The organism is Ochrobactrum sp. A-1 (assembly GCF_022488005.1).
Lineage (GTDB): Bacteria > Pseudomonadota > Alphaproteobacteria > Rhizobiales > Rhizobiaceae > Brucella.
Map to the genome: position 1 here is coordinate 344,025 of NZ_JAKVQC010000004.1, position 26,695 is coordinate 370,719.

Here is a 26,695-nt window from a genome sequence, read left to right on the forward strand (position 1 = left end):
CAGACAAGATGCGCGATGAACCAGTGTCTCGCAGGCCAACTGAATTCTTGCAGGAAAGGCTCCCTCATGACCGCAGTATCCTCTTCCGCGCCAACGCTCGGCATCATCCGCCTCGAACATGCGAAAGGCCTTGAACTCCCGGCCTATGAGACATCAGGTTCGGCTGGCATGGACCTGCGTGCGGCCGTTGCCGAAGACCGCCAGATCGTTCTCCTGCCGGGACGCCGCACGCTGGTGCCGACAGGACTGATCTTCGAAATTCCGGAAGGTTTCGAGGTACAGATTCGTCCGCGCTCGGGCCTTGCCTTCAAGAACGGCATCACCTGCCTCAACACGCCCGGCACCATCGATTCCGATTATCGCGGCGAGGTGAAGGTTCTTCTCATCAATCTCGGCGATGACGATTTCCGTATCGAGCGCGGCATGCGCATCGCGCAGGCTGTTTTCGCGCCGGTCGTCCAGCCGAAGATTGAAGAACGCGCCGAGGTGACCGATACGGCACGTGGCGCCGGTGGCTTCGGTTCGACCGGCACGGCATAAACGGACAAATCGCACGCAAAAGCCCGGCTGAGCCGGGCTTTTTTATTGCCTGTTTTTACTGCGTCAGCGCCGCGCGCTGACAAAGAACGCCGGTGACCTGAACATCAGCCTCACCCAGTTTGACACCGAGCAGGTCGAGAAGACCAAATAGTAAGCTGTCCAAAGGAGCCGAGAGCGGACCTAGCAAGCCGCCAAGTGCTTTAACGACGCCGGTAATGTTGAGGTTCAAACCCAGCAGGTCGACACTGGCGGTAATCTCAATGTTGTTGAGCAGTGCACTGGTCAACGATGTCAACAGTTTCGAGGAATGGACCGTCTGGATTTTCTTACTCGTTATATCGCTGGCACTGAAATTGACAATTCTCTGTTGATTGTCACCCAACGGAATTTCGGCTCTCGCATAGATGCTTGCCAGTTTAATCTTGATTAGCCCCAAAACGTCAAGGCCAAGTATATTAGCGATCTCCTTTCTGCTGACTGATGGTTTTTTACTGAAATCACCGAATCCCGTGTCCAGATTACCCAGATAAATTCCCACTATGCCGGTTCTCACTCCGATACCTACATTCGCGCTCTGCGGACCGGATGGGCAACTGATATTCACCAACTCACCTTCCGCGGAGGCTACATCAATGAAAATCGGAAGGTTCACGCTTGCCAGTGAATTCAGACCCAAGGCATTGTCACCCAATACACTGATGTTGAGCCGCAACCTTATTTGTGCCGTCCGCACGAGCGCCCCCGCCGCACCGACCCTGAAGAAGGGCGTTTTTTGTGCCGGTTCACCAATAGCGACGTCAACTGCAACATTGGCTACCACTAAATTGATCGGAACTTTGAGCGAAATCTGATGATCGCCACCCAGCACTATTGCAGCAGATATGACCTGTAGTGCATTGGCTGTGATGTTGTATCCAGCCCCCGATTGCAGCGAAACATCGGCGAGCGAACCGAGCCCAAGCAGCTTACCCAAGGGGAGCTTGGTCGACAAAGCGGCTGCATTCTTCCCCAACAGTTCCAGAGCAGCTTTTGCAGTCGGATTGTTCGTTATTACCTGAGCCATCACGTTCGCGACGTCTCCGACAGACACAGCGGTATCCAGTAACTGCTGATAAGTTCCTGCCTTCAGGTTCACCTTGGGCGATAAGGCAAGTTTGTCAAGAAAACCAAGCAAGTTAATATCAGTTGCCGCGATCGCATTGTAATCAACAAGCTTCAGATTGATATCTGTATTCAGAAGCCCGCCCAAAAGTCCGTTGAGCGCACTTTCCTTCGTGTTCAGGCTCAGCAATCGCGAACCGATCCAAAACGCGGCTTCCGCCTTCGTGGCCGCCATGCCGGTCGCGCCAAGTGCGGGGCGATTGATGAATGCCTGACCAAAATAGAGATTGCCCGGACGTGCCAGCCGGACGCGAACCGCATCGGGGCTGGCCCCGCCAGCCACGAAACGGTTCTCAACCGCACGATTCTTGTCGGGAAAGTAATTGCCCTTCTCCACCCATACGCGGGTCTTGTTATCGCTTGTTCCGTTCACGACGGACGGATCGTAAGCGCCTGTCATCAATACCGGATCAAGACCGTTTGCCCGCAATTGTCGCAACACCGCATCATTCGCCTGCGAAAGGGAAGCTGCACCCGCAACGGCGGCAAAATCAGCCATGCTTTGTAGCTGGCGCCGCTCCAAAAACAACGAACTCGTGTCCACGCAGAATGCCGCTACCGCCAGAAACAGTGGAGAAACCAGCGCCGCCATCGTCGCCAGATTGCCGCTCCGCGCACGCAGGAAACGCGATACCAAACCCCGCATATCGAATGCCCCCAACCCTTAGTCAGATTCCGCCAAGCCTTATTGTCGATGCCCTTGTAATGGTCGTGTCCGGCAGCGGCAGGCCCGTCATCAGGTTCCAGATCGGCAGGTTTTGCGCGTTGTAGCGGATCGTCACTGTGAACTGGTTCGGGTCCGACTGGGCATTGTCGACATTCACCTGCATCTTCGCCGGATCGATCAGCGAATATTTTGCCGCGTTCTTCTGAATGTAGGTTGTCGCCAACGTCAGCCGCTCCGGGGGATCGATACCCGCCAGCGCCGTCCGTGTGGCGTCAGCCGCAAGCTGCTGCACGGCATTCGCCACGCCCAGATAGAGACCGAAGGCGATCATGCCCATCAGGATCAGAAGAAAAACCGGCGCCAATATTGCAAATTCGACCGCTGCCGTGCCGCTTTTATTTCGTTTGAAAAATAACAATAAAGGTATTCTTCGAGGCAGGCCGCAAGACTTGCTCTTTGAAGATAAAAACCTCTTCCGCCCTATAATAAGGTAAGCCATTTGCCCTCCCGTCCAAGAGCATTGAAACCTTATTTCCATGCCAGTTCAAAACAACATGCATCATGCATGCGCCGACCATCCGCCTCTACGGATAGATCACGTCTAAATTTTCTTCTCTACTTTCAGATTGTAGATTCCCGATCTTATTTAATCAGGAGATAATTTAAGAACACTTAATTACCTCGATCAGTTTGTTTTCATTGGAAAATTCCGAAAGAATAACTGCAAGTTGTATATTGATACCAACTTGGTTCGCTTCATCGCATGTTTTCGGGCAATCACCGAGAGGAGCCCGGAAGCGTCCAGCCTTTGTGTCGCCGACAATTATTGCATGACAAATAATTAAGATGAAATCCTGAGCGGAGAAGCATAGATATCCGGTTAGCTATCCTTAGTGGGCAAGTATTGTCTCGCTTTGGTTGTATGCGACAGAGAATTTGCGGGACATATTGATAAATCTCCGGAGATCGGAGGTTCTGAAAGCTAGAGGGTTTAACGGTGCTTACAACTTCCGATTCTTCCAAAACCGGGCAGCGGACGGCACCTTCGCAGAAGCGCACGCGCAGCAAGGCGCGCCGCTGGTGGCTCTGGCTTGTCATTGCAGCGATCGTGGCCGGTGCGGGCTGGTATTTTTACGGATCAGGCCAGGCAGACGGCCAGAAGACGAGCTATCTCGCCGAGACAGTCACACGCGGCGATATCGAAAACGCCATTACCGCTGTCGGTACGCTTAGCGCTCTGCGCAGCATCAATGTCGGCGCGCAGGTTTCCGGCCAGCTTAAAAGCGTGAAGGTTGAAGTGGGCGATCAGGTGAAGCAGGGCCAGCTCATCGCCGAAATCGACCCGTCTCCCTTCGAGAAGAAGGTGGAAATCGCAAGCGCGCAGCTCGACAATCTCAAGGCACAGCTTTTGAGCAAGGAAGCCCAGCTGACGCTCAAAAAGGCCAATGCGGCACGCCAGCGCTCGCTTCTGGCCACGCGCGGCGTATCCCAATCCACCGTGGATCAGGCCGATGCCGATCTTGCCATGGCCGATGCGGATGTGAAGGCGCTCGGCGCGCAGATCCGCCAGCAGGAAGCTCAGCTTGCCAGCGACAAGGTCGATCTCGGCTACACCAAGATTTACAGCCCCATGGAAGGCACGGTCGTCGATCAGGCCGCCAAGGAAGGCGAAACGCTGAATGCCGTGCAAAGCGCACCGACCATCGTGACTGTGGCCGATCTCAAGGTCATGACTGTGGAAGCGCAGGTTTCGGAAGCCGACATCGGCAGGCTGAAACCTGGAATGCCGGTCTATTTCACCCTGCTCGGCCAGCCGGAGAAGCGCTTTACCGGCACGCTGCGCCAGATCAAGCCGACGCCTGCAACCGAGAACAATGTTGTGCTCTATTATGCGCTGTTCGACGTCCCGAACCCGACCGGCGAACTGATGATCAATATGAGCACGCAGGTTTATTTCATTCTCGATGAGGCGAAAGACGTATTGATCGTCCCCTCGTCGGCGCTGAATTACAAGCGCGAGGGTCCCCAGAACCAGAAAGGCAAGCCGCAGATTTCGGTCAAGGTCGTGAGCGACAATGGCTCGATCACCGAGCGCCAGGTTCAGATCGGCGTACGCAATCGCGTGCAAACCGAGATCAAGAGCGGCCTTGAGGAAGGCGACAAGGTTATCGTCACCAGCGCTTCCAGTGGAGCCGAAGCCGCTGCAGGCCAGCGTGGCCGCAGGCCCGGCATGCGCCTGTTCTGATGAGCTGCCTCATGACCGACACACCGCTCATCAGACTGGATGATATCCGCAAGACCTATCACAACGGCGACCTTGCCGTTGAGGTGCTGCACGGCATCACGCTCGATATTCAGGCCGGAGAGTTCGTCGCGATCATGGGCGCGTCCGGCTCCGGCAAATCGACGCTGATGAACATTCTGGGCTGCCTCGACAGTCCGAGCGGCGGACAATATCTGCTCGACGGCGAGGACGTATCGACACTGGATGCCGATGCGCTTGCAGCATTGCGCCGCCGAACCTTCGGCTTCGTTTTCCAGAGCTACAACCTCATCTCGACCTCGACCGCACAGGAAAACGTCGAGGTTCCCGCGATCTATGCAGGACTGCCCGCATCGGAGCGCCACGCACGCGCCGCCGAGCTGCTCAATTCGCTGAAGCTCGGCGACCGCCTCGACCATCGCCCGAACCAGCTTTCCGGCGGCCAGCAGCAGCGCGTTTCCATCGCCCGCGCGCTCATGAATGGCGGGCGCATCATCCTTGCCGACGAGCCGACCGGCGCACTCGACAGCCAGAGCGGCGAGGATGTGATGGACCTTTTGCGCTCCATGCACGCGCAGGGTCATACCGTCATCGTCATCACGCATGCCCGTGAAGTGGCCGAACGCGCTGATCGGCTGATCGAAATTCGCGACGGCCAGATACTCTCCGATACTGTGAAGCGCGCCATTCCCGATACACAGGCGCCTTTCCGGCTGCAGGAGAGCCTTGAAGGCAATTCCGCCCGCATTGCCGATGTTTCGGAGGCGGTGAAGATGGCGATGCGTGCCTTGCGGGCCAATATCTTCCGGACAATTCTTACGCTGCTCGGCATCATCATCGGCGTCAGTTCCGTGGTGACAATGCTCGCCATCGGCACCGGCGCGCAGAACTCGATTCTCGACCGCATAAATGCGATGGGCACCGATCTCATTCTGGTGCGCCCGTCCATGGCTGGTTTCCGGGGAACAGGCCAGATCGCAACGCTGATTCCCGAAGACGCCACCGCAATTCTGGAATTGCCGAACATCAAAACCGCTGTCCCCGAAGTCACCGGCACCGTGACGCTGCGCCGTGGCAATGTCGACTACCAGTCGCAGGCAAACGGGACCGTACCCGCCTTTTCCGAAGCCAAATCGTGGAAGGTTGCCACCGGCGACTTCATCAGCCAGAGCGATCTGGACAATTATGCGCCCGTCGCAGTGCTGGGCAAAACGGTCGTCAACACGCTGTTCCCCGATGGCAGCAATCCTATCGGGCAGTATATCCTGATCCAGAAGATTCCGTTTCAGGTGATCGGAACTCTTGAGCCGAAGGGCGCAGGTTTTGGCGGTTCGGATCAGGACGATGTGGTGGTCGTGCCGCTTTCGACCGGCAATCTGCGGCTGTTCGGCCAGAAATATGTGCGTACTATCACCGTGCAGGTGAAGGATTCCGACCTCATCAACACGACACAGGAACAGATTCAGGACCTGCTCGACCAGCGCCACAAGAAGCAGGACACGATGATAACCAACATGTCGTCCATCCGCGAGGACGCGACGGCGATGGGCAATACGATGACGCTGTTTCTGGGGTCCGTCGCTGCAATCTCGCTTCTGGTCGGCGGCATCGGCGTCATGAACATCATGCTGGTAAGCGTGACGGAGCGCACCCGCGAGATCGGCGTGCGCATGGCGACCGGCGCAAGGCGGCGCGATATCCTGCTGCAATTCATCACCGAAGCGCTGACCGTCTCGGCAATTGGCGGTGCATTTGGCGTCGTGATCGGACTGGGCGCTGCAGCCATCGCGGGCTGGGCCGGTCTTTCGGTCGGCTACAGCGTCGGGCCGGTCTTGCTGGCCTTCGCCTGCGCTTTCGCCACCGGCCTGATCTTCGGTTTCCTGCCTGCGCGCAAGGCTTCCCGCCTGTTGCCCGCCGTGGCACTGTCATCCGAATAGCAAACGCTGACGGGAGGCAGCACAGCGATGATTCCGTTCAAGAGAAGCCTGTTCGCTGCCGCGATTGTGCTTGCTGCGATGACGCAGCCGGGCCGCACCGAAACCTGCAACCGCGAAACCATTGAAGGTACAGACTATATCATCTGCGATGCAAAGGCGGATGGCACGGGCTTGCATCTGTTCTGGAAAAATGGCGGCGATGAGCCCTATCGCAATTTTTCAAAAGTAGCTGACGCTGCCGCAAGTCGCGGCAAGACACTGGTTTTCGCGCTCAATGCAGGCATGTATCAGCCTGATTTTTCGCCAATGGGCCTCTACGTCGAAGATGGCCGTGAGCTTCGCCCGGCAAGCAAGACGACGCCTGCTCATGGCTCCGGCCCCGTGCCGAACTTCTACAAAAAGCCGAACGGTATCTTCTATCTCGGCGACAAGGGCGCGGAAATCCTGCCAACCGACCGTTTTCTGAAACAAAAGATCAAGCCGCAACTGGCCACCCAGTCGGGGCCGATGCTGGTTATCCGCAACAGGATCAACCCGATTTTCATTGTCGCCTCAACCGACAAGACCCGGCGCAGCGGCGTCGGCATTTGCGATGGCGGCGCGATCCGATTCGCGATCAGCGAAGACGCGGTCAATTTCCACGATTTCGCAAAACTGTTTCGAGACCATCTCCAATGCCCCAATGCCCTGTTTCTCGACGGCGGCGGCGGCGCTGGCATTTACGTTCCAGCGCTGGAGCGGAACGATATATCCTGGCATGGAGGCTATGGCCCGATGTTCGGATTTGTGGAGTAATCGCTGACAATGAAAAGGCCGGTTTCGTGACCGGCCTCCTTTAAACTATACACTATTTAAACTTCATAGGCACCAAGACTGGGTTCCGGGGCTGAGCCAAAGCAGCGGGAGGTGCAGGCAAAGGGGAAGCGCGTTTTGTCGCCTCTAGCGCAAGCTGATCCAATTTTGGATTGCCCGATGATGCCGCCAGCTTCGCGGAAAGGATGTTTCCAGAAGGATCTACGACGATTTGAAGCTGCAAGGTGCCCTTGGCGTCCTTTCCCAATTGTCGCTTCAGGTAACGAGTCCGCCTCAACATGTGCGAGTAAAGTTTCGACTTCCACTTGTCGGAACTCACTCCCTGTACCGCAGCATTCTGTCCGCGCCGGCTTGCAGTCGTTTTTGCCCCGCTGTCAGCATCCATCTGCGGCGCAGCGGCCTGACGGGTTTCGGGTGCTTTCTCAGCCTTCTTGGGCTTTGGTTTCTCGACCTTCGGCTTTTCCGGCTTCGGCTTTTCAACCTTTTTCGGCTCCGGCTTGGGTTCAGGCTTTACTTCCGGCTTTTCGACCGGCAGCGGAACGGCCACTTCGGGCTTTTCTGCCTCGACCACATCCGGAATGACTTCTTCAGGCTCCTGAACAGCCTGTGGTTCCGGCTCAGGCTCGGGCGGCGTCACCTCTTCCGGTTCAGGTGGTGTCGGCTCTTCCTGTACCGGTTCCGGTTGTGGGGCCGGTTCCGGCTCAGCCTGTTCCTGCGGTGCTTCAGCCGTTTCCGGCTGGGCTTCTTCCGCAACCTGTTCTTCCATCGGCGCTTCCGGCTCCGGCGCAAGCTCCACCACCATGGCGGCAACCTGCGAGCCATCGGGCTGGTCTTCTTCCTGTGCCATGTGAATGGCGTAGGCACCGGCGGCATGAACTGTCAGAACAAGAATGCCCGCACCCAACCAGCGCCCTGCATCATGCCAGAAGGAATGATGCGGGGTGTCAGCCGAAGCCACCTTTACAGGAGGATGGTCGGGCGGAAGTGCATTCATTGCGCGGCTCCCTGCGCTGCGGGAGTTTGCGAAGCGGGTGCCGGTTGCGCAGGCGCACCGGCAGGTGCTGCTCCGCTCTGGTCGGCACCGATGGTTTCAAGACCGACCAGCGCGATCTTCAGATAACCGGCTTCACGCAGAAGATTCATCACGCGCATCAATTCGCCATAGCCGACATTCTTGTCGGCACGCAGGAAGATGCGCGCTTCCTTGTTTTTCTCCGACAGGCCGTCCAGCGCCACGCCAAGGCGCTCGCGGGCAACGGTATCGTTGCCGACACTGATGCTGAGATCATCCTTCAGTGTCACATAAAGCGGCTTGTCGGGGCGCGGTGCAGGCGCTGCTGTCGAGGCAGGCAGATCCACCTTCACATCCACAGTCGCCAGAGGGGCCGCCACCATGAAAATGATGAGCAGAACCAGCATAACGTCGATGAAAGGCGTCACATTGATCTCGTGGTTCAGCTCGAGATCGTCACCGCCGCCTTCGCGAACTTTACCAGCCATGGTGCCTACTCCGCTGCGTGCAGCGTGCCTTCACGCACACCGGATGTTCTGAAATCCAGATCGCGGCTGACGAGGCGCTCAACCCCCGCCGAAGCATCGGCCAGCAACGACCGGTAGCCGGTGATGGAACGGGCGAACACGTTGTAGATAACCACGGCGGGGATAGCGGCAACGAGACCGATGGCCGTCGCAAGCAGCGCTTCGGCAATACCCGGCGCCACGACAGCGAGGTTCGTCGTCTGCGCCTGGCTGATATTGATGAACGAATTCATGATGCCCCAGACCGTGCCGAACAGGCCGACAAACGGAGCAACCGAACCGATGGTCGCAAGAATGCCCGTGCCCTTGGAGAGACGGCGTCCGGCCTTGGCCTCGATACGCGACAGGCGCGAGGAAACACGCTCCTTGAGGCCCTCGCCACCGGCGCGGGCAAGTGCAGGACCCGAAAGGCGAACCTCATCTTCTGCGGCACGGACCAGAATTGCGCCCGGTCCCTTGGTACCGTCCAGCGAGCGGACAGCTTCGGCAAGCGTTGCCGAATGACCGATAACCTTCAATGCCTTGGTCGCCCGGCGGCGCGCACCGGCCAGTTCAAGCGTCTTGGCCACCCAGACCGTCCACGTAGCGAGCGAAGCCAGTGCCAGACCAATCATCACCGCCTTCACGACCCAATCCGCGGCCATGAACATGCCCCACGGCGACAGGTCGTGCGGCAGGATCAAACCGCTCTCGCTTTCGACCGGCGCTGCAGCAGGAGCAACGGTCTGGGACTGGATCAATTCAGACGAAGGTGCTTCAGCAGCAGGTGTGGTCGCGGCAGGCGCTGTATTGGCTGGTGCCGGGCTGGGAGGCGCCTCTGCAGCAGGAGCGGCCGGGGCATTCGTCGAGGGAGATACATCCTGGGGGCCGTTCTGGGCCAATGCAGACGCCGCACCCAGCAAGCCGATGCCCATCGCCGCAGCCATGAAGCCTTTTCGCCAGAAACCAGTCATTTTGATCGCCTTTTGATTGTTCAAATCCGCGCGCACATGACTAAACCTTCATGCAGGCCGTCGCGCCGCCTGTTGGGCCTCTTCTTAACTCCCAATAATATGATGACGCAAGTCATGTTTTCATTTCAAAGGCATTTTCGTCATGTAACCCAAGGATAGGCGAACATTTTTCAGCTCTCGCCTTTTTGCCAGTTGCACATTCGCGCCAAATCAGACCTGATAGGGTGAACCAGACGCCTGAGGGTTGGATTTGAAAGAAAATTCCGGGGGCGCGGGAGGAAATGCAGTTCCGGCCGAGCCGGATTCTGCCGGAACTCTGGAGGACATGCCAATGATGCTCAAGGATATACAGACGCTTGAACATGCGGCACGCACTGCAATGGCGGGAAATGACGATCCGCTGCCGGTACAGCAGCGTTCATTGAAGCCCACACATGTCGGACTGGCCTTCATTATGCTGGCCGGAGCGGCTTACCTGCTTCTGGCCTGAAGCAGAGATTTTCAACCCATAAGCGCGCTTGCCTCATTTTTGCCATGCGCAGAACATGGGTTTCACAATTTTGACGCTTGAATAACACAGATTTTGAGCGGAACTGAAACCGTTGCCCCTCGTTTTTTCTCCTGTTGACGGCGAGATTGCCCCTCGCCTTCGGTTTGCCTTAATTACCGACAGGAGTTTCCATGAAAAGACTTCTCGCCTCCACGGCTCTTGCCGCGCTGATCGCCCTCCCCGCTTTCGCGCAGGATGGTTCACCGGTTTTCTCCGACGAGAAACCGGAAAAGCCGGTCACCAGCGAGAACGGATATTTCGTGGCATCGCCCGGCCAGCTGCTGGTGTCGGGCTTTGTCGGACAGGCGGTCTATAACGGCCCTTCCAACGATGCCGCGAATATCGGCACGGTCAATGACATGATCCTCGGAGCCGATGGCAGCCCGCAGGCGGTTGTCATCGGGGTCGGCGGCTTTCTCGGTGTCGGAGAGAAGAATGTCGCAATCGGCTTCGACCATCTGTCATGGGTGGTTCGCGATGACGGCAAGCGCTGGCTGATCGTGGATGCGACCAAGGAACAGCTTGAAAAGGCACCGGCATTCGACCGCAGCGCAGCTTTCGAAGCGGATGGCGCGCCGCGCACAGATCCGCCCGCCGCCGAAAAGACGATAACCACGCAAAAGGCGGACAGGGTCATGCCCGATGGCATGAAGCCGGTTCCCTCCGAGGGACTAAGTGCGGACAAGCTGATCGGCGCAACGGTTTTCGGTGCGGATGAAACGAAGATCGGAACGGTGGGCGACGTCCTGATGACCGCCGACGGACAGACCGAGGCCTTCGTTGTCGATGTGGGCGGCTTCCTTGGCATCAATTCCAAGCCGGTGGCGGTTTCCATCGCCAATCTCGACGTCGCATCCGGCAAGGATGACAAGGTGAATGTCTTCACGCAATTCACCAAGGAACAGCTGCAGGCACAGCCCGCCTATTCGGATGCGGCCTATAAAAAGGACCCGGAAGGCACGATCCTTCACGGCGAAGCGGAGTGATACTCCACGATATTTGCGGAAGCACTATCGGCCATGCTTCCGCAGTTTCCTCTACTTACCCCAACATTTACCATGACTTGCAACAACCGGCTGATCTTGTTGCCGCTGATGGGTTTGCATGCAACCATTAGGCCAGCCGCACGTTATCTGGACAACCCATCCGAACGATAACCAGAGAGTAAACAGGAGAGCTGATATGGCGCGTGCATCCGCGAAAACGAGCAAGATCGAAGAAAAGATCGAGGAAGCGCTGACCGATGCCAGCACAGAAGACCTTCAGGCTCAGGTGGAGCAACTGAAGGAAGATATCGCTGCCATTGCGGCAACACTTGCCAATCTCGGTTCGCAGACAGTCCGCGACGCAAAACGCAGCGCGAAGGAAACCTACAAGAGCGCCTATGTTCAAGGCGAGGACGCCATCGACGATCTGCGCAACAAGGCGCAGGATGTTGAAGCCCAGCTGACGGCAACAGTGCGGGAACGCCCGATCGCCTCGCTCGCGACTGCACTTGGCATCGGCTATCTGCTGGCCCTGCTCTCCCGCCGCTGAGGCGCGCCATGCTAAAAGCTCTCATGCCCCTATTGTCTGCGATGGCAGGCGAGGAACTGAAATTCGTCGCGAGCCAAACGAAACGCGCGGCGATTTTTGGCGCGGCAATTGCCATTTTCGCGATCATCGCGATCACCTTCTTCTGTGTCGCAGCCTTTCTGGCACTGGCGCAGAACTATGGTGGGCCGCTAGCGGCTCTCATTCTCGCTGCATTGTCGCTGATCGTGGCGCTGCTCATTCTCGCAGTCCTGAAAATTCAGGCTGCATCCGAGGCCAAAAAGCGCAAGCAGAAAATCGACGCGGATAAATCGGCCATGGTGGCAACAGCGGCAATCGCAACCGTGCCTGCGATCCTAAAACGGCCGATACTGGCTGCCGCCCTGCCGCTTGCCGGTATCGCGCTCGTCTCGCTGCTTTCGGAGAAGAAGAAGCGTCCTCCGCAGAGCTGAATCACCTCACAGAAATCTGCGGACGCCGCCCCCTATCGGTCGGCGTCTTCTTTCCGACGACCGATAGGCTTATTTGCCAACCGGCATATCCCCTTCTTCAGCAAGCGACGACAGGCGAACAATCACCCTGGTTCCGATTCCATCGTCGGTTTTGCAGTAGACAGGCTTTTCACCGAACTGCATGCAAAGCTGCTCGATTACCAGCGTACCGAGGCCGTTCTTGTCCGCGGATTTCTGCTGCTCCTTGTCGAAGCCCACTCCATCGTCTTCCACAACCAGCACCGGAATAGCGTCTTCGCCCGGCTTCAGGCTGACCCGGATATGCCCTTCCGGGCGTCCCCTGAAGGCATGCTTGATCGCATTGGTGACAAGCTCGCCGAGAATAATGCCGATTGTCGTTACATCGCGCGCTTTCAGATCCAGCGGCGCGAAATCGGTCGTGAACTCGATCTTGCGGTCCTGCCCGATGGCGCTTCTGATATCGTTGATGACAGTACCAAGAAAATCGTCAACGCGGGCCGATTCCATATCCTCGCCCAGACGCAAGCGCCGGTGTGCCGTCGACACGGTCTGGACACGATCACGAGCGGCGGCAAGAGCTGCGCGGGCATCTTCGCTGCGCGTCTGCCGCATCTGGAGGCCAAGCAGGGATGAAACCGTCGCAAGCGAATTGCCAATACGATGATTGGTGTCCTGCAGCAGCAGCTCGACCCGCTCGCGCTCGCGCTCGGCAATGCGTCGCTCCTGCTCAAGCTCGGCGGTGCGCTCCCGCACACGCTGTTCCAGCAATTGCTTTTCGGAACGCAGCGCCGACTGCCCTTCGAACATGGAACGCGCATAACGCTGCACGCGGGTGAACAACAAAAGCGCAAGCATGGCGGCTGAAGCCAGCGCCACAATGGATGTCGCCGTCATCCAGTAGCGCATGCGGTTGATCCGCTTGTTGCGCTCAAGAAGCTGCTGTTCTTCCGCATCGATGAATTGCGTGACCGTGTTGGCAAGCTGGTCCATCAGCACCTTGCCCTCATCGCCGCGCACTTTCTCAACCGCCGCCGCAACATCGCCCGACTGGGCAAGATTGACCGTCTCGCGCACATCTTCCTGCTCGCGTTCGACCAGCGCACGTATCTGCTTGACCCGCGCGTCCTGAAGCGGGTTCTGATCCGTCAGGGCTTCGAGATCCGTCAGCGTCTTGTCCACACTCAGGATCGTATTTCGATAGAGATCGAGATAAGACTCATCCAGCGTCAGAAGATAACCGCGACGGCTCATCTCGATATTGCTGGCAAGACGGGCGACCTTGTCGACCTGCTGGCGCAAAGCGTAATTGCGGGAAATGTCGACGACCTGATGATTGACACCGGACGACAGGAACAGCGTCATGATCGCCGACAGCAACACGAGGCCGAGCGAGACGATAACCGCAACCGGCTTCGATGACGATTGAAGCAGTTTTTGCAACAAGGCTGATGGCAAGGACGCAACCCACAAACAAACGATCACTTTGCCGACAAGAAATATCAGCAGGTACTAACCTACAAGTGGTTCGATAAAATGCAATCGCTGTGGGCGAAAACAGGCGATGGTTTGAGATTTTAGCAACACCGCCCCCTTTCCATCGGAAAGAGGGCGAGAGCGGTCTTGCATTACGCAAAGCTTCTCAAGGTTGCGCGCGATGAATCAGCATCCGGGCCGTAATCGCTTTCACCTTCGATCTTGAGGATTTCCTGCAGGCGTGTACGGGCCCGGCTGACGCGGCTCTTGATCGTACCGACAGCACAGCCGCAGATTTCCGCCGCTTCCTCATAGGCAAAGCCCGAAGCACCGATCAGAATGATCGCTTCGCGCTGATCGTCGGGCAATTGCTCCAATGCTGCACGGAAATCCTGCAGATCGAGCGTGCCATATTGCGAAGGATGCACCGCGAGCTGCTCGCTGAACACACCATCCGTGTCCTGCACCTCGCGACCGCGCTTGCGCATCTGCGTGTAGAACTCGTTGCGCAGGATGGTGAAGAGCCAGGCCTTCATATTGGTCCCCATTTCAAAGGACTCCTGTTTGGCCCATGCTTTCATGATCGTATCTTGAACGAGATCGTCTGCCTTGTCGTGCTGGCCGATCAGCGACACCGCAAAGGCGCGCAAGCTCGGCAGCGATGACAGAAGCTCTCGCTTGAACTGTGCATTACTCTCAACCGACGGACCGGGTGCTGTGTTCACGCATACTCTCCTGTTCAGCCTGATCGAGTTTTTGGAGAAGATCGAGGAAGCGATCCGGGATCGTCTCGTCCTGTATCGAGGTGTACAGTGCCTTTAGTTTCAATCCGACTTCACAATTTGGTCCTAGTATATCCTTCTGAACGCGACGGGACGACCGAACCCCGGCTCCGTTCATGTGAAGGTTTTCTTTTTCTGCCATATCTTGATCGTTCCGGGCTGATTGCCCTACCCTATTAATCTAAGCCCCTGCTTGTCCGGAAAATGCACGGGTTACCAAAAAGTTCCCTAGTTTAATCCTTAATTTCGGAACTTTTTCAAAAGCGTCTCGTTATGTGTAGCATAATGCTGCGCTCAAAGCATGGGTGGGAGGCGTTCAAAGCCGTGTCCGCCAATGCGCATTTAATAAACGAAAGCGGCAGTTGAGGAGTTCCAATACCATGACGTTATCGACGCGTATCGCGCCGCATCTTCCCTATCTCCGTCGTTTTTCTCGTGCTCTTACCGGCTCCCAGGCCTCCGGCGACGCCTATGTTGCGGCCGCCCTTGAGGCCCTGATTGCCGATGTGAGCATTTTTCCGGATGCCTCGTCAGACCGGATCGGCCTCTATCGCCTTTTCTGCGATCTTTACAAGACGGCCTCCGTTCGCGTGCCGGAACCGGCGTCGGAATTTGCATGGGAACAGCAAGCGGCAAGGAATCTTTCGCATATCGCGCCACTGCCGAGACAGGCGTTCCTGCTTGTGGCGGTTGAAGGCTTTTCCGACAAGGAAGCCGCCGAAATTCTCGAACTGGACGACGCCGAGCTGAGCCGTGTTCTGTCGGCTGCATCGACCGAGATTTCGCGTCAGGTCGCAACGCGCATCATGATCATCGAGGACGAACCACTGATCGCGATGGATATTGAGCAGATGGTGGAAAGCCTTGGCCACGAAGTGGTTGGCATCGCACGCACCAAGGACGAAGCGCTGGCGCTCTACAAGCAGGAAAAGCCGCGCATGGTGCTGGCCGATATCCAGCTGGCCGACGGCAGCTCGGGCATTGATGCGGTGAATGAAATCCTGCAGAGCGACACGATTCCTGTCATTTTCATCACGGCTTTCCCGGAACGACTGCTGACCGGCGAACGCCCGGAACCGACCTTCCTTGTCACCAAGCCGTTCAACCCGGATATGGTGAAAGCGCTGATCAGCCAGGCTCTCTTCTTCGAAGAAGCCTCGCAAGTCGCAGCCTGAACCAAAGATCATAAACTCCCGAAAGGCAGATGCCTTTCGGGAGTTTGGTCGTTGGCTCTGCCCTGTCCCGAAGTAAAACCGCCTTACGTCTTGTCATGAGTATTTAGAGTTGTGAGTGCCTTAATTTTCCCGGAACCACGGAACCAATACGGCTTCGATGTCGTTTCTCCTTCACACAATAAAGAGGAGACCAGACATGCTTTATTATGCGCTCGTATTTCTTGTGGTGGCACTGGTAGCAGGTGCGCTCGGCTTCGGCGGCATCGCTGGTGCGTCAGCCGGTATAGCGCAGATTCTGTTCTTCGTATTCCTTGCACTGCTCGTCGTTTCGCTCATCGCTTCCGCGATCCGCAAGGCATAACAAACGTAAAATCAAAGGCTGTTTTTGACCTCCAGACACATCAGCCTATATTGCTTTTTAAGGAAAATGACCGTCGCATCGCACCATGCGGCGGTTTAGAGCATAATCCGACCGGAGCAAAACACGCTCTAACGGTTCCAGAATTAGGGCCAGTTCAAGGATCGCAAGAAGATCGCTCGACCGAGACCCGCCGACCAGTCGATGAAATGGACGCCATGGCACGCAAATTTCCGCTCAGCATTTCCGGAGTTTTTGCCGTTTTGCCAATGGACGATCCAAATATGTGTTTCGTCGCATTCTCCTACGCAAAACCGCTTCGCACGTTTGCCGGAAATGCTCTGAGTTCGGTTGCGGGATAATCGGGGCAAACATGACCGCTGGCACAAAGTTCACCCTGCAGGAAACCGAACCCGACGCAGCCCGTTTGCGCGCATTGCTGAGGGCGGTGCGCAACAGCAATGTCTGCGTGCTCTACCAGACGCCCGATCTTGTTTATTCCTGGGGAGAAAACATCCCGCTTTACTGGCAGGAAAAGTGGAAAGTCGGCGGAAGCGACTGCGATTTCATCTTCTCCGCAAGCCTGCACAAGCTCGACGGCGCCAAGCGCGCAGCGCTGGATACCGGCGAAGCGCAGAATGTGGAGATCGCCATCAATGATGGTGACAAGCTGCGCTGGATCGAATTCCATATCGATTGCGACCGCGACGATAGCGGCAATGTTCTGGGTCTCGTCACGACCGCCATCGAGATCAGCGAACTGAAGCGGCGCGAGCAGGTGTTGAAGACCTTGCTGCGCGAAGTCAGCCATCGCTCCAAGAACCTTCTGGCCATCGTGCAAAGCATTGCCAGCCAGACAGCGCGCTTCACCGACTCCATAGACGATTTCCTGCTGAAATTTCGCGGACGCATCCAGTCCCTATCCTATTCGCAGGATCTGGTTACCGATTCGAACTGGCGTGGCGCCCTGTTTCGCGATCTCGTGCATTCACAGGTGGAGAAATATATCGACGTCAGCGACGAACGCCTGAGTATCGAGGGCGATAATCCCTATCTTTTCCCCGGTGCCGCACTGCATGTCGGGCTTGCACTGCATGAACTGGTGGTCAATGCGACCTCCTTCGGCGGCCTTTCAATTCCCTATGGCCGGGTGAAAATTTCGGCGCAGGTTGTTCATGTCGCCAGCGGCGATGACAGGCTGGAATTTCGCTGGGAAGAAACCAATCCTGCAATGCCCGAGGTTTTCGAGCACGATCCGCGCTTCGGCAGCGCCGTGCTGCAACGGATCGTTCCCGCCTCCGTCAACGGTCACGCCGACTATCGCATCGACGGGACCGGTGCAATTTATTCCCTCATCATCCCCACAGAACAGTTCGACGCCTGACCAGGCGATAACGCCCCCGAAAGCTCCAAAAAAAGCCGCCATGGTCAGACCTGGGCCTGAACCACGGCGGCTTGCTCTGAATTTGCGGAACGCCAGCTGCATAACGTTTGACGGTCAGCGCGGCATTCTCGCCGCTCGCCTCGTGCGGGGAGGTTGAGGCGAACTCTGAAGGCCGTGTTGTGGGGGCGGGGTCACGACCTTCATGCGCGCTTAACGTTGCAGATCAAACTTGGTTCCGTCAGTTTCGAATTTTTTTGCAATAAAGTTCGAGTCGATGATGCACAATTTCGTAACCGAGCGAACGGGCGATCTCTTCCTGCAGTTTTTCGATCTTGTCGGAGCGGAATTCCACCACATCGCCGGAATCCATATCGATGATATGATCATGATGCGCACCACTTGCCTGTTCGAAGCGCGAAGGCCCTCCGGCAAAGGCGTGGCGGTGAATGGCACCACGTTCTTCGAGAAGCTTCATCGTGCGATAGACAGTCGAAAGCGATATACTGCTGTCAATCTCGACCGCACGGCGAAAAATCTCCAGCGCATCGGGATGGTCTTCCGTCTCGGTCAATATGTTCAGGATGATCCGGCGCGGCCGCGTGATGCGAACGCCTGCCTGACGCAGCTCCTGTTCATAATCGGGCTTCTTGTACGATTCTCTCATGCCCCGATTATGCACCGTCCCACTGCCAGTTGCAAATTTTTGCAACTAGACCCCTCTCGATCTCCCCAACCCATTATTGTGAATGCACTTTAGTGACTAAGATCCGCTCGCCGTTCGAAGTCGGCCCCGATAGCCCTGTCGTTGAGACTATACTGCCCCCTGCCCACCCGGACGAAAAGCGCATCGCCATCCGGTTGATTGTCGGTACAGTTTTCAGCAAGGAAAGAAAAGTATCTGGAGTAAGGCCAGCCGGGAGCGACACGACGCACATCTCTTGGCGAGAAAGGTTCGGCAAGAACACCTTTCACCCTGACAGCATTATGGATTTGAGGATAAATATTCGATCCAATTTTCCACATACATTAACCTTAGCACTTCTATGCGCAATCTTCATATCCCGCGAATACGGGATAGTTGCTACTTTTTGCCCGGTTAAAAGACGCTCAGATAGATGAGCGGAGACAGACAGAGAAAGAGGCCGATAAACGCAATTGAACTATTCCAGTAAAATAGCCCCCAAAGTCCGGAAACTATCGCCACAGGGGCAGTATAGATGCAGAATATGACAAAATATCCATCATTTCCGACCCCGAACAGGGTAATATAATAGAATATGGACGCCATCACCGCGCCAAACAGCAGTGATATGGCTGCAGAAACACACCAATCATGCTTGCGTTGTGATCGGCGCGCGCCCGCTTTATCCAAAGCCATGGTGAGCTACCGTCACTCGGCTGGAGCAAGCACGGTGAAGAGCGCGGCTCCATCACGATCCAGCTCTTCGACTGCCACCGGATAGGTGTCGCCTTCATGCGATTTGAGGCCGACCGCCGTTGCACTCATCGCCTCGGCGATCACATCCTTATTACCCCAGAACTTGCCGCGCTTTGTCAAATCCGCGCCGTCTGCAGGAATAGCCACGCTAAATTCCACCATACCTTTATCGATGCCGTCACAAATGAGGCTCGCCGATCCGGTCTTGATTGAAACGCTCATCGTTCCTCCGCGTCTGGTTGATCCTTTATCGGAGCCCACCTTAAAGCCCATCGGGAAAAGTGTAAAACAATGAGCCGAAATTGGTACTTTGCCTTGAACAGCACGCCCAATGGAGTAATCGCCTCGCCCCGTTTCGCCTACGGATTATGAAGCTTTGTTGGTATCTTGGAGGCGCAACAGAGGGCGCAACAATGGTTATGCCGATCGCGCGATATGTCAGACGCTCGCTCGCCTATGCAGCGACGAAGCTGAATTACAGACAATCGACCAACAGGATTGCATCCGATGCCCAAGAATATTGGGCCGATCAAACTTCCAACAATCACAAATCGAATTCCCACTGGAAGGGAAATGACGGACTTTCCGATGCCACATGGATGCAAATCGGGCTATTGCATCGGAAGCTCGTGCAAGATGCTGCAGCTTCTGTCGGCTTGAACGCGCAGGGTTCCAGGATGCTGGAATGGGGGTGCGGCGGCGGCGCGAATGCAGTTCAGCTGGCAGAACTGGCCAATGAATATCTTGGGATCGACGTATCTGCCGCATCCTTGAAGGAATGCGCGGCTCGCATGTCAGACGTCGGATACAAGCAGTTCATTCCGGTACTGATAGATGTAGACAAGCCGCAGAAGTCATTGGAGCAGATCAGACTGCCGGTCGACATCTATATTTGCACATATGTATTCGAACTTATACCGACACAGGAATACGGCGCTGACCTATTGAGGATAGCATTTCAGCATCTGCGCCCCGGCGGGCTGGCTGTTATCCAAATCAAATATTCCACGAATGAGCCGGAGACTCGTGGCCATAGGTGGGGATATCGGCGAAATCTGGCGAATATGACAACTTACTCCATCGACCAGTTCTGGTTACTCGCTGAAAGCGTCGGCTTCAAACCGGTTTCCGTTTCACTGAGACCCTACGATGCTCTCGTGAAAGACGGGAGATATGCCTATTTTGTTTTACAAAAACCGGAAGCGATTGCTGACCGAGAATAACCGGCCATATGTCGTATGAAGAGAAAGCCAAGCCATACTTGTTATTGGTACGCCCAAGGGGAATCGAACCCCTGTTTGCGCCGTGAGAGGGCGATAGATTTAGTGATTATCCGTCTGCACATGTCCGAGATTATCCAATAATTACAATGTGATAAATGTAATCGGTCCACCCTTGTCCATTGATGTGCAAGTGTATATATTTGACGAATATTGGACGGCTCGGAGTTGGATTGAATGGCAAGGACGCTAACCGAAGCGACGATAACGACGCGTAATGCACGATTAAAATTGCGCGAAGGGACACATTGGCGATCAATCGATCCCGATACGCATCTTGGTTATCGGAAGAACAAACGCGGCGGGCGGTGGCTGGTCAGATGGTACGTAGGGGATCAGCGATATCAGCAAACGACGCTGGCGACGGCAGACGATGAAATTGCAACAGGCAACCTATCATTTGACGAAGCAGTGAAGGCAGCAAGGTTGCACGTTGAAAATGCCCGAAAGGACGCATTGGCGGAAGCTGCCGGGCCGGTTCTTACGGTGCGTGCGGCGGTACAGCAATATATTGCGGCACGTGACGCGCGTGAAACTGCGCGCGCTGGCCGTATCGTCAAATCAGACGCACACCGGTTAGCAACACACGTCCTGCCGTCTGACAATGCGCCGAAGGGCCTAACCGACGACGACCGCTTAAAATGGGAAGCCGCGCAAACGGCGCTTAAAACGCTTGCGGACACACCCCTGCATAAACTGACAAAAGCAGACCTTGCAGGCTGGCGAACCTCACTAGCCGGTAAATCTGCGACACGTCGACGGCTCACTAACGATTTCAAAGCGGCTCTCAATGCGGTTGCTCCGGACGAATTGAAACCAATTATAGCGGCTGGTTTAGTGAAGCCGGATAGCGAGCCGTCCGAACCTGTCGCACGAGATAATCAGATTTTGACCGATAAACAGGTACGTCAACTGGTTCAAGCGGCCATTGCCACCGACGACGATCTAGGGCGCATGGTGGTACTGTTAGCCGCAACTGGCGCACGCTTTTCGCAGGTAATCCGTTTACGAGTTAGCGACGTACAGGTGGACCGGTCACGCATCATGATGCCTGCCAGCCACAAAGGGCGAGCGCAAGACTATGAGAAGCCGCCAATTCCGATCCCCGTAGGACAAGATGTTATCGACGCACTCCGGCCCGTTATGGAAGATCGCAGGCCGGGTGAACCGTTGCTGGAACGCTGGCGACACATTCAAACGGGACCGGCACAGTGGGAACGTGACAGGCGCGGACCTTGGACCGACGCAGCCGAATTAACCCGACCTTGGAAGGCGCTGGCAACATCGGCGGGCGTTGATGTTACGTCCTATAGCTTGCGGCATTCGTCTATCGTGCGCGGTTTGCGCAACGGCTTGCCTATCAGGTTGGTGGCAGCGATGCACGACACAAGCACCGCGATGATCGAACGTCATTATGGCAAGTGGATCGCGGACGGACTTGAAGAATTGGCAGCACGGGCAATCGTACCGATGGTGGCGGCATGACCAAGCATACACGCCCGCAGTTAGGACCGGCCAGAAACGATATTCCGATGCCCGAAAATAACAGGCCCGGAATTAAACCTTATGATTCTGACCGGCAATTGGTGGAATTGGCAATCAATGGAATAAATAACGGAAAATATAAAAGTATAAATAATGCTGCACATTTGATTGCAATTGATATTGCAAGCAGTGAAAATTATGAAGCAACAAAAAGAAGGTTAGTTAGGAAAATATCTGCAATTCTAAAATAATCTATTGCGTCCTATTTCCATCGTGTTGCGGCGGCTATCCCTAGTTCATACACACTTGAACACAAGGAGATACCGCTATGAATACAGAACCTCTTCCCGATGCGATAGCCTACAGCGTGACCGATGCAGCAAGCCGAGCCGGTGTAGGGCGCTCAACCCTCTACAATGCGATTTCAGCTGGCGAGTTACCAGCCCGCAAACTTGGCAAACGAACCCTTGTGCTGCGTTCGGACCTCGATAATTGGTCAAAGACGCTGCCGAATTGGGACGCATCGACAAAGACAGACTGTCCCGCAAATCGGACGGCGTAATGCCTCTAATTGCATTGATATTTGAATATTACTGAAAAACCGCACTTTTCCGGGCTTGTTTGCGCCCTATTGAGGCGTTGGCATTGATACACTTCAAAAAAATGCCCGCCACGGCAGAACCGGACGGGCAAGACAGTTGGATATCTAGGATATGACATACATCGCGCAGAGTTGCAATTATTTGCACATCTTGGACGCTACCGCTTTCGCAAGTGCGTTTGACGGCGTGCCTATCTTGGACGACCACAATCAGAGGGAATATTTTAAAGGCTGCGTTCTGATCGGTTCCGAAAACCGCATTATTGGCCCCACCGGCATTAGCTACAGACCAGAAGCTTTCAACGCTGCATTCGGCGGGAAACTCTTTATCAAAGATAACCATGGAAACACCACAAACCGCGCTTGGGACGCGGCAACGAACAATCCGCTATTCACGATCCCGAAGGTTGACGGGACGCGCTTCCAACCGGGAAGGCCAAGCAGGGAAATCACCTATGACGGCTTAGGGCGTAGCTACGTTAATACATATGTGCCTGCTAAAATTGAAACAATCCAAGGTGACGTAACACCATTCTTGCAGCATGTTGCGCTCATACTGCCAGTTCAGAATGACCAGAAACTACTAATCGAGTACTTGGCACATTGCGTAAAATATCCGGGGTATAAAATACCATGGGCACCACTAATTCAGTCGGTTGAAGGCGTCGGAAAGAATGCCTTTAAACAAGTAATGCGCTATACAATTTACAAACAATATTTTTACCAGCCAAAAGCCAAGCAATTAAATGATAGCGGCGCAAAATTTAATGGATGGATGGAAGGAAAACTTTTCTTTCTGGTTGATGAAATTAAAACCGACGAAAAGCGTGACCTTGTCGAAACCCTTAAACCGCTGATCAGCGAAGATGAATTAGAAATTGAGGGGAAAGGTGTAAATCAACGAATGGGAGATACACCCGGTAATTGGTTGTTTTTCTCAAACCATCGGGACGCAATCCCTATCCACCACAACGGACGACGTTGGGCAATATTCTACAGTGCGATCCAGACGGTCGCGGACCTACAAGCGCGTGGAATGAATGATCATTATTTTACAACACTCTATAATTGGTTGGGTGATAGTCAGAACGGCGGACACTTCTACGGTCTTAAAATGGTAGCCCATTATCTCTTGAACTATCCGATTGAACGCGGCGCATTGTCATCCAGAGCACCACAGACAAGCAGCACAGCCGAAGCGTTGCTGGAAAGCCGTGGATGGCTGGAAACGATGATAGCGGACGCCGTGGAAGGGGATTTACAAGGCTTTCGCAAGGGATGGATCAGCAGCGCGGCAGTCGCCCGCATTCTGATAAATAACCGCAAGTCGGCGACGCCTGCAACGATTGGCAAGGCCATTGAAGCACTCGGCTATCATAGGGTTGGACGCGCGGGACGCGGATGGACGCAGGATAACCCCAACTCCCCATCAACTCGCGCTTGGTTATGGAACGTCTTGCCCACGGCAAATGTTGTAAATTACGGAGCAGATCAGGGTTATCTCTGATCCGTCTTGTTCCGGAATCATTAGGACGGGAATTAGGACGCCGTTTTATATATGAAAATCAATATGTTATTTACGACCCGTCCTGATTGTCCGGCCCGTCCTGATTTTTCCTACTTCCCGCCCTATATATAGTAACTATTCTATCTCTCTCTTCTATTATGTAAATATTAGGACGATTAGGACGCCTCACAAGCAAGTGTCTGACTTTATTGGCTATTTCTACGTCCTAACTCCATCCAGAACAGGACGAAATCAGGACTATCAGGACGGACCCGATTGAAGCCGTCGCCGTATAAAGGCGTATATTTGTAAACAATTTCAATATGATAACTATTAGCGTCCAATATCCGTCCAATTAGCAGGCCGTCATTGTTTAATTTACACAGTTGCCACTTAATAAGATTAACTTAATTAACAATCAATTACAGCTTAACAAGATTAACATCTTTCAGTATTTCTCCATATGGAGAAAGTATATTTACAATACGATATTGACTATTTCTTTTAGATCGACTTATCATCATCGGCGATTGAACACTTTCACTAAGCAATCAATTTTTTCAAAACCAGCAGTAGGACGCACCCATGCTTGATCAAATTCAGAAATACCTTGATGTTGCCCTATATCCCGACCGCCTCACCGCAGCCCGTCCAGACGGTCGCAATGTAGCCATGCCGATCTATCCGCAATTGCAGAACAGCGAAAAATTTGGCGGCGTCACGAATGCATTCTACACATCGGCTGGCATATTTGTGAAAGCCGCAGCAAATCGTATGGAACGCCTGTCTGATATCGGTTGGAAAGAAATTGCCGTTAACGAACTAAAGCCGTTCATCAATGGTACCGCCGCTATTCTCAAAACCACGCGCAATCGCAACGAAGAATTGACCGCTATGGAGGCGGATTTCTTGCGCCGCGATGTTGATCCGGTCCGGGCGGCGGAAATTCGCGGCTATGTACGCAATATGAGATTGAACGATGTTATGCAGCTCGCACTGTCCAATGCGGACGTTGCGAGTGCGATCCTTGATGGTAGGGAATTGGTAGGTGTGCCGGATACCGCTATTCCGGCAATCAAGGAGGCGCTCATTCAAAACAATCTGATTGCCCGATATGCCGGAATGTATAAGTTGCAGCCCGATTTGAAAAATCTGTTGCAAAGCGGACCCGATATTAACGCCGCTCAAGTTGCCGGGAAACAGGCGCTCGCCAATTACAAATCTGCCAAGGATGAAGTTGAATTAGCGGAAAGCCTTGTCCATAGCGCGTTGAACTTCGCCGCTGTTGTCGCAGATGTAAGCAACGCTGATATTTTCGACCTGATTAAAGAGGCGGCGTAAATGGCCGCTATTCAACACCAATTTCCGTCAACGGTGAGGCTTCCGGCCTCACCAACCATTGATACAAATGAACTGCGAATTGCGCTAGGTCAGCCATCCGCAGCACTTGTTAGCCTGTGGCGCAAAGATCGAAATTTTCCAGTCGCGCTTCGTGACGGGAACGCTTGTTTCTGTGTCACCGCACAAGTTGAAAGCTGGTTGCATAACCAAGGGATCGAAGTGGAGCGCCTGCCATGACTACAGAAAACGTTATATCTATGGATGGTCGGGACGAACGCGGGCGATTTGCACCCGGAAAGACGTTTGGAAGGCCTAAAGGTAGCAAAAACAAGTCTTCCTTCAAAACGCTCGAAACATTGCGAACGTATGGACCGAAAGCACTAGAAAAACTTTGGCAAAAGCTTGATGAAGGCGACTGGCGTGCAATCGAGTTTACATTGAAAACTTTGCTTCCTTCAAGTCGTCTAATAGAATTGTATGGAATGGACGCCGACGACATTAGAACCGGTATTCAGGACGGCGATATTTCACCGCAAGAGGGAAAACAACTAACAGAAACTTTGGTTAAACTTGCCGAAATATCAGATATTGCTGAAATGAAAGCCAAAATTGAAGAACTGTCACGGTTAATCAATGAAAAAGGCTGAAATCAGAAACGCCATTGAACAGCTATATATTAAAATCCGTCCAATGTTGGGAATGGAAGCGCGACTACATTTGCTTAACGCTCAAGAATTGGAACGTTATTATCAGTGGAAACAAGAATACACTGATTGGTCCAAGAACTTCTCCAGTCAGGATGAAGAATATGAAGCATACCTAAATGGTGAAACTGGTCCTGCACTTCCATTTTACATAAAAGTGAAACTGTCAGGAAATATAATACATTTTCCGAAAAATATTTCACTCGAAAGTATACGGGAAACATATGATGATTGCCGATAATAAAGCGCTTTACTATAGAAAAAATCGAATTACTTTTTATATCAATGCATCCGACGCAACTATCGGATGCATTATGAACGGTAGAAAGCCGGATCACATACGGGCCGATATTGTTCGAAATCTACATGCCACACATAATAAAACATATTTCGATAGGGAAACAGAAACGTTGTATCTGGACGCATTGGCACTTATTGACCTTATGACATTAATTCTACATCGAATGCCAAATGCGACACTAAAGGCTCAACACAAGGCATTCAACAATCTGTTTAGCGGCGGCTATGCGGACGTTCTCACATCAACAACCCGCGCTGCGGCTCGCGCCGGGCGAGACTTGGATGCGCCGGGCGAAGAAAGCTACTTCAAAGGGTTGGCAATAGATGCCCATCCGATCGAATTTTCAGCGCTTCAACGTGGTGAGAACGCTTCCACTTTGATCGGGGATTGGTGAAAAAGCCGGGTTCCGGGGCAGCATCTAATTTGCTGCCCAGTGA

At 54.4% G+C, this 26,695-nt stretch carries 32 protein-coding genes; 20 read left to right on the plus strand and 12 right to left on the minus strand.

Going from position 1 to position 26,695, the window contains the following annotated elements:
• Positions 1 to 66 precede the first annotated feature (66 nt).
• Positions 67 to 540: a dUTP diphosphatase gene (gene dut / locus MKS82_RS11210; RefSeq protein WP_109989172.1), complete on the plus strand. Its 474-nt coding sequence runs from the start codon at positions 67 to 69 to the stop codon at positions 538 to 540.
• Positions 541 to 595: 55 nt separating this feature from the next.
• Here the strand turns inward: dut and MKS82_RS11215 are convergent, their stop codons facing one another.
• Positions 596 to 2,347, minus strand: a complete 1,752-nt coding sequence (locus MKS82_RS11215; protein WP_109989171.1) for a TadG family pilus assembly protein — start codon at positions 2,345 to 2,347, stop codon at positions 596 to 598.
• Positions 2,348 to 2,369: 22 nt separating this feature from the next.
• Positions 2,370 to 2,786 (minus strand): TadE/TadG family type IV pilus assembly protein, encoded by a 417-nt coding sequence (locus MKS82_RS11220; protein WP_109989170.1) that lies wholly within the window; start codon positions 2,784 to 2,786, stop codon positions 2,370 to 2,372.
• A 579-nt stretch (positions 2,787 to 3,365) separates the two neighbouring features.
• Between MKS82_RS11220 and MKS82_RS11225 the strand changes: the two genes are divergently transcribed.
• Genes MKS82_RS11225 through MKS82_RS11235 form a run of 3 tightly spaced genes read left to right on the plus strand, consistent with a single transcriptional unit; the run spans position 3,366 to position 7,363 of the window.
• Positions 3,366 to 4,613: an efflux RND transporter periplasmic adaptor subunit gene (locus MKS82_RS11225; RefSeq protein ID WP_109989169.1), complete on the plus strand. Its 1,248-nt coding sequence runs from the start codon at positions 3,366 to 3,368 to the stop codon at positions 4,611 to 4,613.
• An 11-nt stretch (positions 4,614 to 4,624) separates the two neighbouring features.
• Positions 4,625 to 6,568 carry a MacB family efflux pump subunit gene (locus MKS82_RS11230; protein WP_109989168.1) on the plus strand — a complete coding sequence of 648 codons (1,944 nt, stop codon included), beginning with the start codon at positions 4,625 to 4,627 and terminating at the stop codon, positions 6,566 to 6,568.
• A 27-nt stretch (positions 6,569 to 6,595) separates the two neighbouring features.
• On the plus strand, positions 6,596 to 7,363 hold the full coding sequence (locus MKS82_RS11235; protein WP_109989167.1) for a phosphodiester glycosidase family protein: 768 nt from the start codon (positions 6,596 to 6,598) through the stop codon (positions 7,361 to 7,363).
• A gap of 52 nt (positions 7,364 to 7,415) precedes the next feature.
• Here MKS82_RS11235 and MKS82_RS11240 read toward each other — a convergent pair whose 3' ends face one another.
• Genes MKS82_RS11240 through exbB form a run of 3 tightly spaced genes read right to left on the minus strand, consistent with a single transcriptional unit; the run spans position 7,416 to position 9,909 of the window.
• A complete protein-coding gene (locus MKS82_RS11240; protein ID WP_240578866.1) occupies positions 7,416 to 8,375 on the minus strand; it encodes an energy transducer TonB in 960 nt (319 codons plus the stop codon).
• Entirely contained in the window at positions 8,372 to 8,881 is a 510-nt protein-coding gene (gene exbD / locus MKS82_RS11245; RefSeq protein ID WP_109989165.1) for a TonB system transport protein ExbD, read from the minus strand. Before exbD ends, MKS82_RS11240 begins: the two co-directional genes overlap by 4 nt.
• Before the next feature lie 5 nt (positions 8,882 to 8,886).
• On the minus strand, positions 8,887 to 9,909 hold the full coding sequence (gene exbB / locus MKS82_RS11250) for a tonB-system energizer ExbB (RefSeq protein ID WP_109989164.1): 1,023 nt from the start codon (positions 9,907 to 9,909) through the stop codon (positions 8,887 to 8,889).
• Positions 9,910 to 10,204: 295 nt separating this feature from the next.
• On the opposite strand from exbB, the gene MKS82_RS11255 reads away from it, so the two are divergent.
• The 4 genes from MKS82_RS11255 to MKS82_RS11270 all read left to right on the plus strand — a co-directional run bounded on the left by MKS82_RS11255 (position 10,205) and on the right by MKS82_RS11270 (position 12,408).
• Positions 10,205 to 10,363 carry a hypothetical protein gene (locus MKS82_RS11255; RefSeq protein ID WP_167522198.1) on the plus strand — a complete coding sequence of 53 codons (159 nt, stop codon included), beginning with the start codon at positions 10,205 to 10,207 and terminating at the stop codon, positions 10,361 to 10,363.
• A gap of 191 nt (positions 10,364 to 10,554) precedes the next feature.
• Positions 10,555 to 11,409 carry a PRC-barrel domain-containing protein gene (locus tag MKS82_RS11260; RefSeq protein ID WP_109989162.1) on the plus strand — a complete coding sequence of 285 codons (855 nt, stop codon included), beginning with the start codon at positions 10,555 to 10,557 and terminating at the stop codon, positions 11,407 to 11,409.
• 196 nt (positions 11,410 to 11,605) lie between these two features.
• Positions 11,606 to 11,959 carry a DUF883 family protein gene (locus tag MKS82_RS11265; protein ID WP_109989161.1) on the plus strand — a complete coding sequence of 118 codons (354 nt, stop codon included), beginning with the start codon at positions 11,606 to 11,608 and terminating at the stop codon, positions 11,957 to 11,959.
• A gap of 8 nt (positions 11,960 to 11,967) precedes the next feature.
• Positions 11,968 to 12,408 carry a phage holin family protein gene (locus MKS82_RS11270; protein ID WP_109989160.1) on the plus strand — a complete coding sequence of 147 codons (441 nt, stop codon included), beginning with the start codon at positions 11,968 to 11,970 and terminating at the stop codon, positions 12,406 to 12,408.
• A gap of 69 nt (positions 12,409 to 12,477) precedes the next feature.
• Here the strand turns inward: MKS82_RS11270 and MKS82_RS11275 are convergent, their stop codons facing one another.
• From MKS82_RS11275 to MKS82_RS11285, 3 genes are all read right to left on the minus strand, one after another.
• Positions 12,478 to 13,884 (minus strand): sensor histidine kinase, encoded by a 1,407-nt coding sequence (locus tag MKS82_RS11275; RefSeq protein ID WP_109989189.1) that lies wholly within the window; start codon positions 13,882 to 13,884, stop codon positions 12,478 to 12,480.
• 170 nt (positions 13,885 to 14,054) lie between these two features.
• The gene (locus MKS82_RS11280; RefSeq protein ID WP_006467673.1) at positions 14,055 to 14,627 is read right to left on the minus strand and encodes an RNA polymerase sigma factor; all 573 of its coding nucleotides are present in this window, start codon (positions 14,625 to 14,627) and stop codon (positions 14,055 to 14,057) included.
• The gene (locus MKS82_RS11285) at positions 14,599 to 14,826 is read right to left on the minus strand and encodes a NepR family anti-sigma factor (protein WP_012091358.1); all 228 of its coding nucleotides are present in this window, start codon (positions 14,824 to 14,826) and stop codon (positions 14,599 to 14,601) included. Before MKS82_RS11285 ends, MKS82_RS11280 begins: the two co-directional genes overlap by 29 nt.
• A gap of 238 nt (positions 14,827 to 15,064) precedes the next feature.
• On the opposite strand from MKS82_RS11285, the gene MKS82_RS11290 reads away from it, so the two are divergent.
• From MKS82_RS11290 to MKS82_RS11300, 3 genes are all read left to right on the plus strand, one after another.
• Positions 15,065 to 15,859 carry a response regulator gene (locus MKS82_RS11290; protein WP_176037966.1) on the plus strand — a complete coding sequence of 265 codons (795 nt, stop codon included), beginning with the start codon at positions 15,065 to 15,067 and terminating at the stop codon, positions 15,857 to 15,859.
• 196 nt (positions 15,860 to 16,055) lie between these two features.
• Positions 16,056 to 16,220 (plus strand): DUF1328 domain-containing protein, encoded by a 165-nt coding sequence (locus tag MKS82_RS11295; protein ID WP_007876538.1) that lies wholly within the window; start codon positions 16,056 to 16,058, stop codon positions 16,218 to 16,220.
• A gap of 370 nt (positions 16,221 to 16,590) precedes the next feature.
• Entirely contained in the window at positions 16,591 to 17,601 is a 1,011-nt protein-coding gene (locus MKS82_RS11300; RefSeq protein WP_109989158.1) for a sensor histidine kinase, read from the plus strand.
• A 238-nt stretch (positions 17,602 to 17,839) separates the two neighbouring features.
• Here MKS82_RS11300 and MKS82_RS11305 read toward each other — a convergent pair whose 3' ends face one another.
• From MKS82_RS11305 to MKS82_RS11320, 4 genes are all read right to left on the minus strand, one after another.
• On the minus strand, positions 17,840 to 18,265 hold the full coding sequence (locus tag MKS82_RS11305; RefSeq protein ID WP_061348088.1) for a transcriptional repressor: 426 nt from the start codon (positions 18,263 to 18,265) through the stop codon (positions 17,840 to 17,842).
• 89 nt (positions 18,266 to 18,354) lie between these two features.
• The gene (locus MKS82_RS11310) at positions 18,355 to 18,624 is read right to left on the minus strand and encodes a hypothetical protein (protein WP_109989157.1); all 270 of its coding nucleotides are present in this window, start codon (positions 18,622 to 18,624) and stop codon (positions 18,355 to 18,357) included.
• 73 nt (positions 18,625 to 18,697) lie between these two features.
• Positions 18,698 to 18,979 carry a hypothetical protein gene (locus tag MKS82_RS11315; RefSeq protein WP_240578867.1) on the minus strand — a complete coding sequence of 94 codons (282 nt, stop codon included), beginning with the start codon at positions 18,977 to 18,979 and terminating at the stop codon, positions 18,698 to 18,700.
• Positions 18,980 to 18,991: 12 nt separating this feature from the next.
• Positions 18,992 to 19,261, minus strand: a complete 270-nt coding sequence (locus MKS82_RS11320) for a hypothetical protein (RefSeq protein ID WP_109989155.1) — start codon at positions 19,259 to 19,261, stop codon at positions 18,992 to 18,994.
• Between the two features lie 191 nt (positions 19,262 to 19,452).
• Between MKS82_RS11320 and MKS82_RS11325 the strand changes: the two genes are divergently transcribed.
• From MKS82_RS11325 to MKS82_RS11365, 9 genes are all read left to right on the plus strand, one after another.
• Positions 19,453 to 20,262: a class I SAM-dependent methyltransferase gene (locus MKS82_RS11325; protein WP_240578868.1), complete on the plus strand. Its 810-nt coding sequence runs from the start codon at positions 19,453 to 19,455 to the stop codon at positions 20,260 to 20,262.
• Positions 20,263 to 20,496: 234 nt separating this feature from the next.
• Complete coding sequence (locus MKS82_RS11330) at positions 20,497 to 21,804, plus strand: tyrosine-type recombinase/integrase (RefSeq protein WP_240578869.1); 1,308 nt, start codon at positions 20,497 to 20,499, stop codon at positions 21,802 to 21,804.
• Entirely contained in the window at positions 21,801 to 22,055 is a 255-nt protein-coding gene (locus MKS82_RS11335) for a hypothetical protein (protein ID WP_240578870.1), read from the plus strand. Before MKS82_RS11330 ends, MKS82_RS11335 begins: the two co-directional genes overlap by 4 nt.
• 77 nt (positions 22,056 to 22,132) lie before the next feature.
• A complete protein-coding gene (locus MKS82_RS11340; RefSeq protein WP_240578871.1) occupies positions 22,133 to 22,366 on the plus strand; it encodes a helix-turn-helix domain-containing protein in 234 nt (77 codons plus the stop codon).
• A gap of 151 nt (positions 22,367 to 22,517) precedes the next feature.
• Positions 22,518 to 23,912, plus strand: a complete 1,395-nt coding sequence (locus MKS82_RS11345) for a primase-helicase family protein (protein WP_240578872.1) — start codon at positions 22,518 to 22,520, stop codon at positions 23,910 to 23,912.
• 690 nt (positions 23,913 to 24,602) lie between these two features.
• Entirely contained in the window at positions 24,603 to 25,253 is a 651-nt protein-coding gene (locus MKS82_RS11350) for a hypothetical protein (RefSeq protein WP_240578873.1), read from the plus strand.
• A gap of 233 nt (positions 25,254 to 25,486) precedes the next feature.
• The gene (locus tag MKS82_RS11355; protein ID WP_240578874.1) at positions 25,487 to 25,900 is read left to right on the plus strand and encodes a hypothetical protein; all 414 of its coding nucleotides are present in this window, start codon (positions 25,487 to 25,489) and stop codon (positions 25,898 to 25,900) included.
• A complete protein-coding gene (locus MKS82_RS11360; protein ID WP_240578875.1) occupies positions 25,887 to 26,198 on the plus strand; it encodes a hypothetical protein in 312 nt (103 codons plus the stop codon). The genes MKS82_RS11355 and MKS82_RS11360 overlap by 14 nt, the downstream gene beginning before the upstream one ends.
• Entirely contained in the window at positions 26,182 to 26,652 is a 471-nt protein-coding gene (locus MKS82_RS11365) for a hypothetical protein (protein ID WP_240578876.1), read from the plus strand. Before MKS82_RS11360 ends, MKS82_RS11365 begins: the two co-directional genes overlap by 17 nt.
• Positions 26,653 to 26,695: the final 43 nt, after the last annotated feature.

Bases quoted from the DNA above. Each gene is read 5' to 3' on its own strand.
- MKS82_RS11320 (WP_109989155.1), bottom strand. From the start codon at position 19,261: ATGAGCGTTTCAATCAAGACCGGATCGGCGAGCCTCATTTGTGACGGC.
- MKS82_RS11260 (WP_109989162.1), top strand. From the start codon at position 10,555: ATGAAAAGACTTCTCGCCTCCACGGCTCTTGCCGCGCTGATCGCCCTC.
- exbD (WP_109989165.1), bottom strand. From the start codon at position 8,881: ATGGCTGGTAAAGTTCGCGAAGGCGGCGGTGACGATCTCGAGCTGAAC.
- MKS82_RS11255 (WP_167522198.1), top strand. From the start codon at position 10,205: ATGATGCTCAAGGATATACAGACGCTTGAACATGCGGCACGCACTGCA.
- MKS82_RS11325 (WP_240578868.1), top strand. From the start codon at position 19,453: ATGGTTATGCCGATCGCGCGATATGTCAGACGCTCGCTCGCCTATGCA.
- MKS82_RS11360 (WP_240578875.1), top strand. From the start codon at position 25,887: ATGAAAAAGGCTGAAATCAGAAACGCCATTGAACAGCTATATATTAAA.
- MKS82_RS11335 (WP_240578870.1), top strand. From the start codon at position 21,801: ATGACCAAGCATACACGCCCGCAGTTAGGACCGGCCAGAAACGATATT.
- MKS82_RS11330 (WP_240578869.1), top strand. From the start codon at position 20,497: ATGGCAAGGACGCTAACCGAAGCGACGATAACGACGCGTAATGCACGA.
- MKS82_RS11295 (WP_007876538.1), top strand. From the start codon at position 16,056: ATGCTTTATTATGCGCTCGTATTTCTTGTGGTGGCACTGGTAGCAGGT.
- MKS82_RS11315 (WP_240578867.1), bottom strand. From the start codon at position 18,979: ATGGCTTTGGATAAAGCGGGCGCGCGCCGATCACAACGCAAGCATGAT.
- MKS82_RS11300 (WP_109989158.1), top strand. From the start codon at position 16,591: ATGACCGCTGGCACAAAGTTCACCCTGCAGGAAACCGAACCCGACGCA.
- dut (WP_109989172.1), top strand. From the start codon at position 67: ATGACCGCAGTATCCTCTTCCGCGCCAACGCTCGGCATCATCCGCCTC.
- MKS82_RS11285 (WP_012091358.1), bottom strand. From the start codon at position 14,826: ATGGCAGAAAAAGAAAACCTTCACATGAACGGAGCCGGGGTTCGGTCG.
- MKS82_RS11345 (WP_240578872.1), top strand. From the start codon at position 22,518: ATGACATACATCGCGCAGAGTTGCAATTATTTGCACATCTTGGACGCT.
- MKS82_RS11265 (WP_109989161.1), top strand. From the start codon at position 11,606: ATGGCGCGTGCATCCGCGAAAACGAGCAAGATCGAAGAAAAGATCGAG.
- MKS82_RS11365 (WP_240578876.1), top strand. From the start codon at position 26,182: ATGATGATTGCCGATAATAAAGCGCTTTACTATAGAAAAAATCGAATT.
- MKS82_RS11270 (WP_109989160.1), top strand. From the start codon at position 11,968: ATGCTAAAAGCTCTCATGCCCCTATTGTCTGCGATGGCAGGCGAGGAA.
- MKS82_RS11305 (WP_061348088.1), bottom strand. From the start codon at position 18,265: ATGAGAGAATCGTACAAGAAGCCCGATTATGAACAGGAGCTGCGTCAG.
- MKS82_RS11230 (WP_109989168.1), top strand. From the start codon at position 4,625: ATGACCGACACACCGCTCATCAGACTGGATGATATCCGCAAGACCTAT.
- MKS82_RS11235 (WP_109989167.1), top strand. From the start codon at position 6,596: ATGATTCCGTTCAAGAGAAGCCTGTTCGCTGCCGCGATTGTGCTTGCT.
- MKS82_RS11240 (WP_240578866.1), bottom strand. From the start codon at position 8,375: ATGAATGCACTTCCGCCCGACCATCCTCCTGTAAAGGTGGCTTCGGCT.
- MKS82_RS11340 (WP_240578871.1), top strand. From the start codon at position 22,133: ATGAATACAGAACCTCTTCCCGATGCGATAGCCTACAGCGTGACCGAT.
- MKS82_RS11355 (WP_240578874.1), top strand. From the start codon at position 25,487: ATGACTACAGAAAACGTTATATCTATGGATGGTCGGGACGAACGCGGG.
- MKS82_RS11290 (WP_176037966.1), top strand. From the start codon at position 15,065: ATGACGTTATCGACGCGTATCGCGCCGCATCTTCCCTATCTCCGTCGT.
- MKS82_RS11215 (WP_109989171.1), bottom strand. From the start codon at position 2,347: ATGCGGGGTTTGGTATCGCGTTTCCTGCGTGCGCGGAGCGGCAATCTG.
- MKS82_RS11310 (WP_109989157.1), bottom strand. From the start codon at position 18,624: ATGTGGAAAATTGGATCGAATATTTATCCTCAAATCCATAATGCTGTC.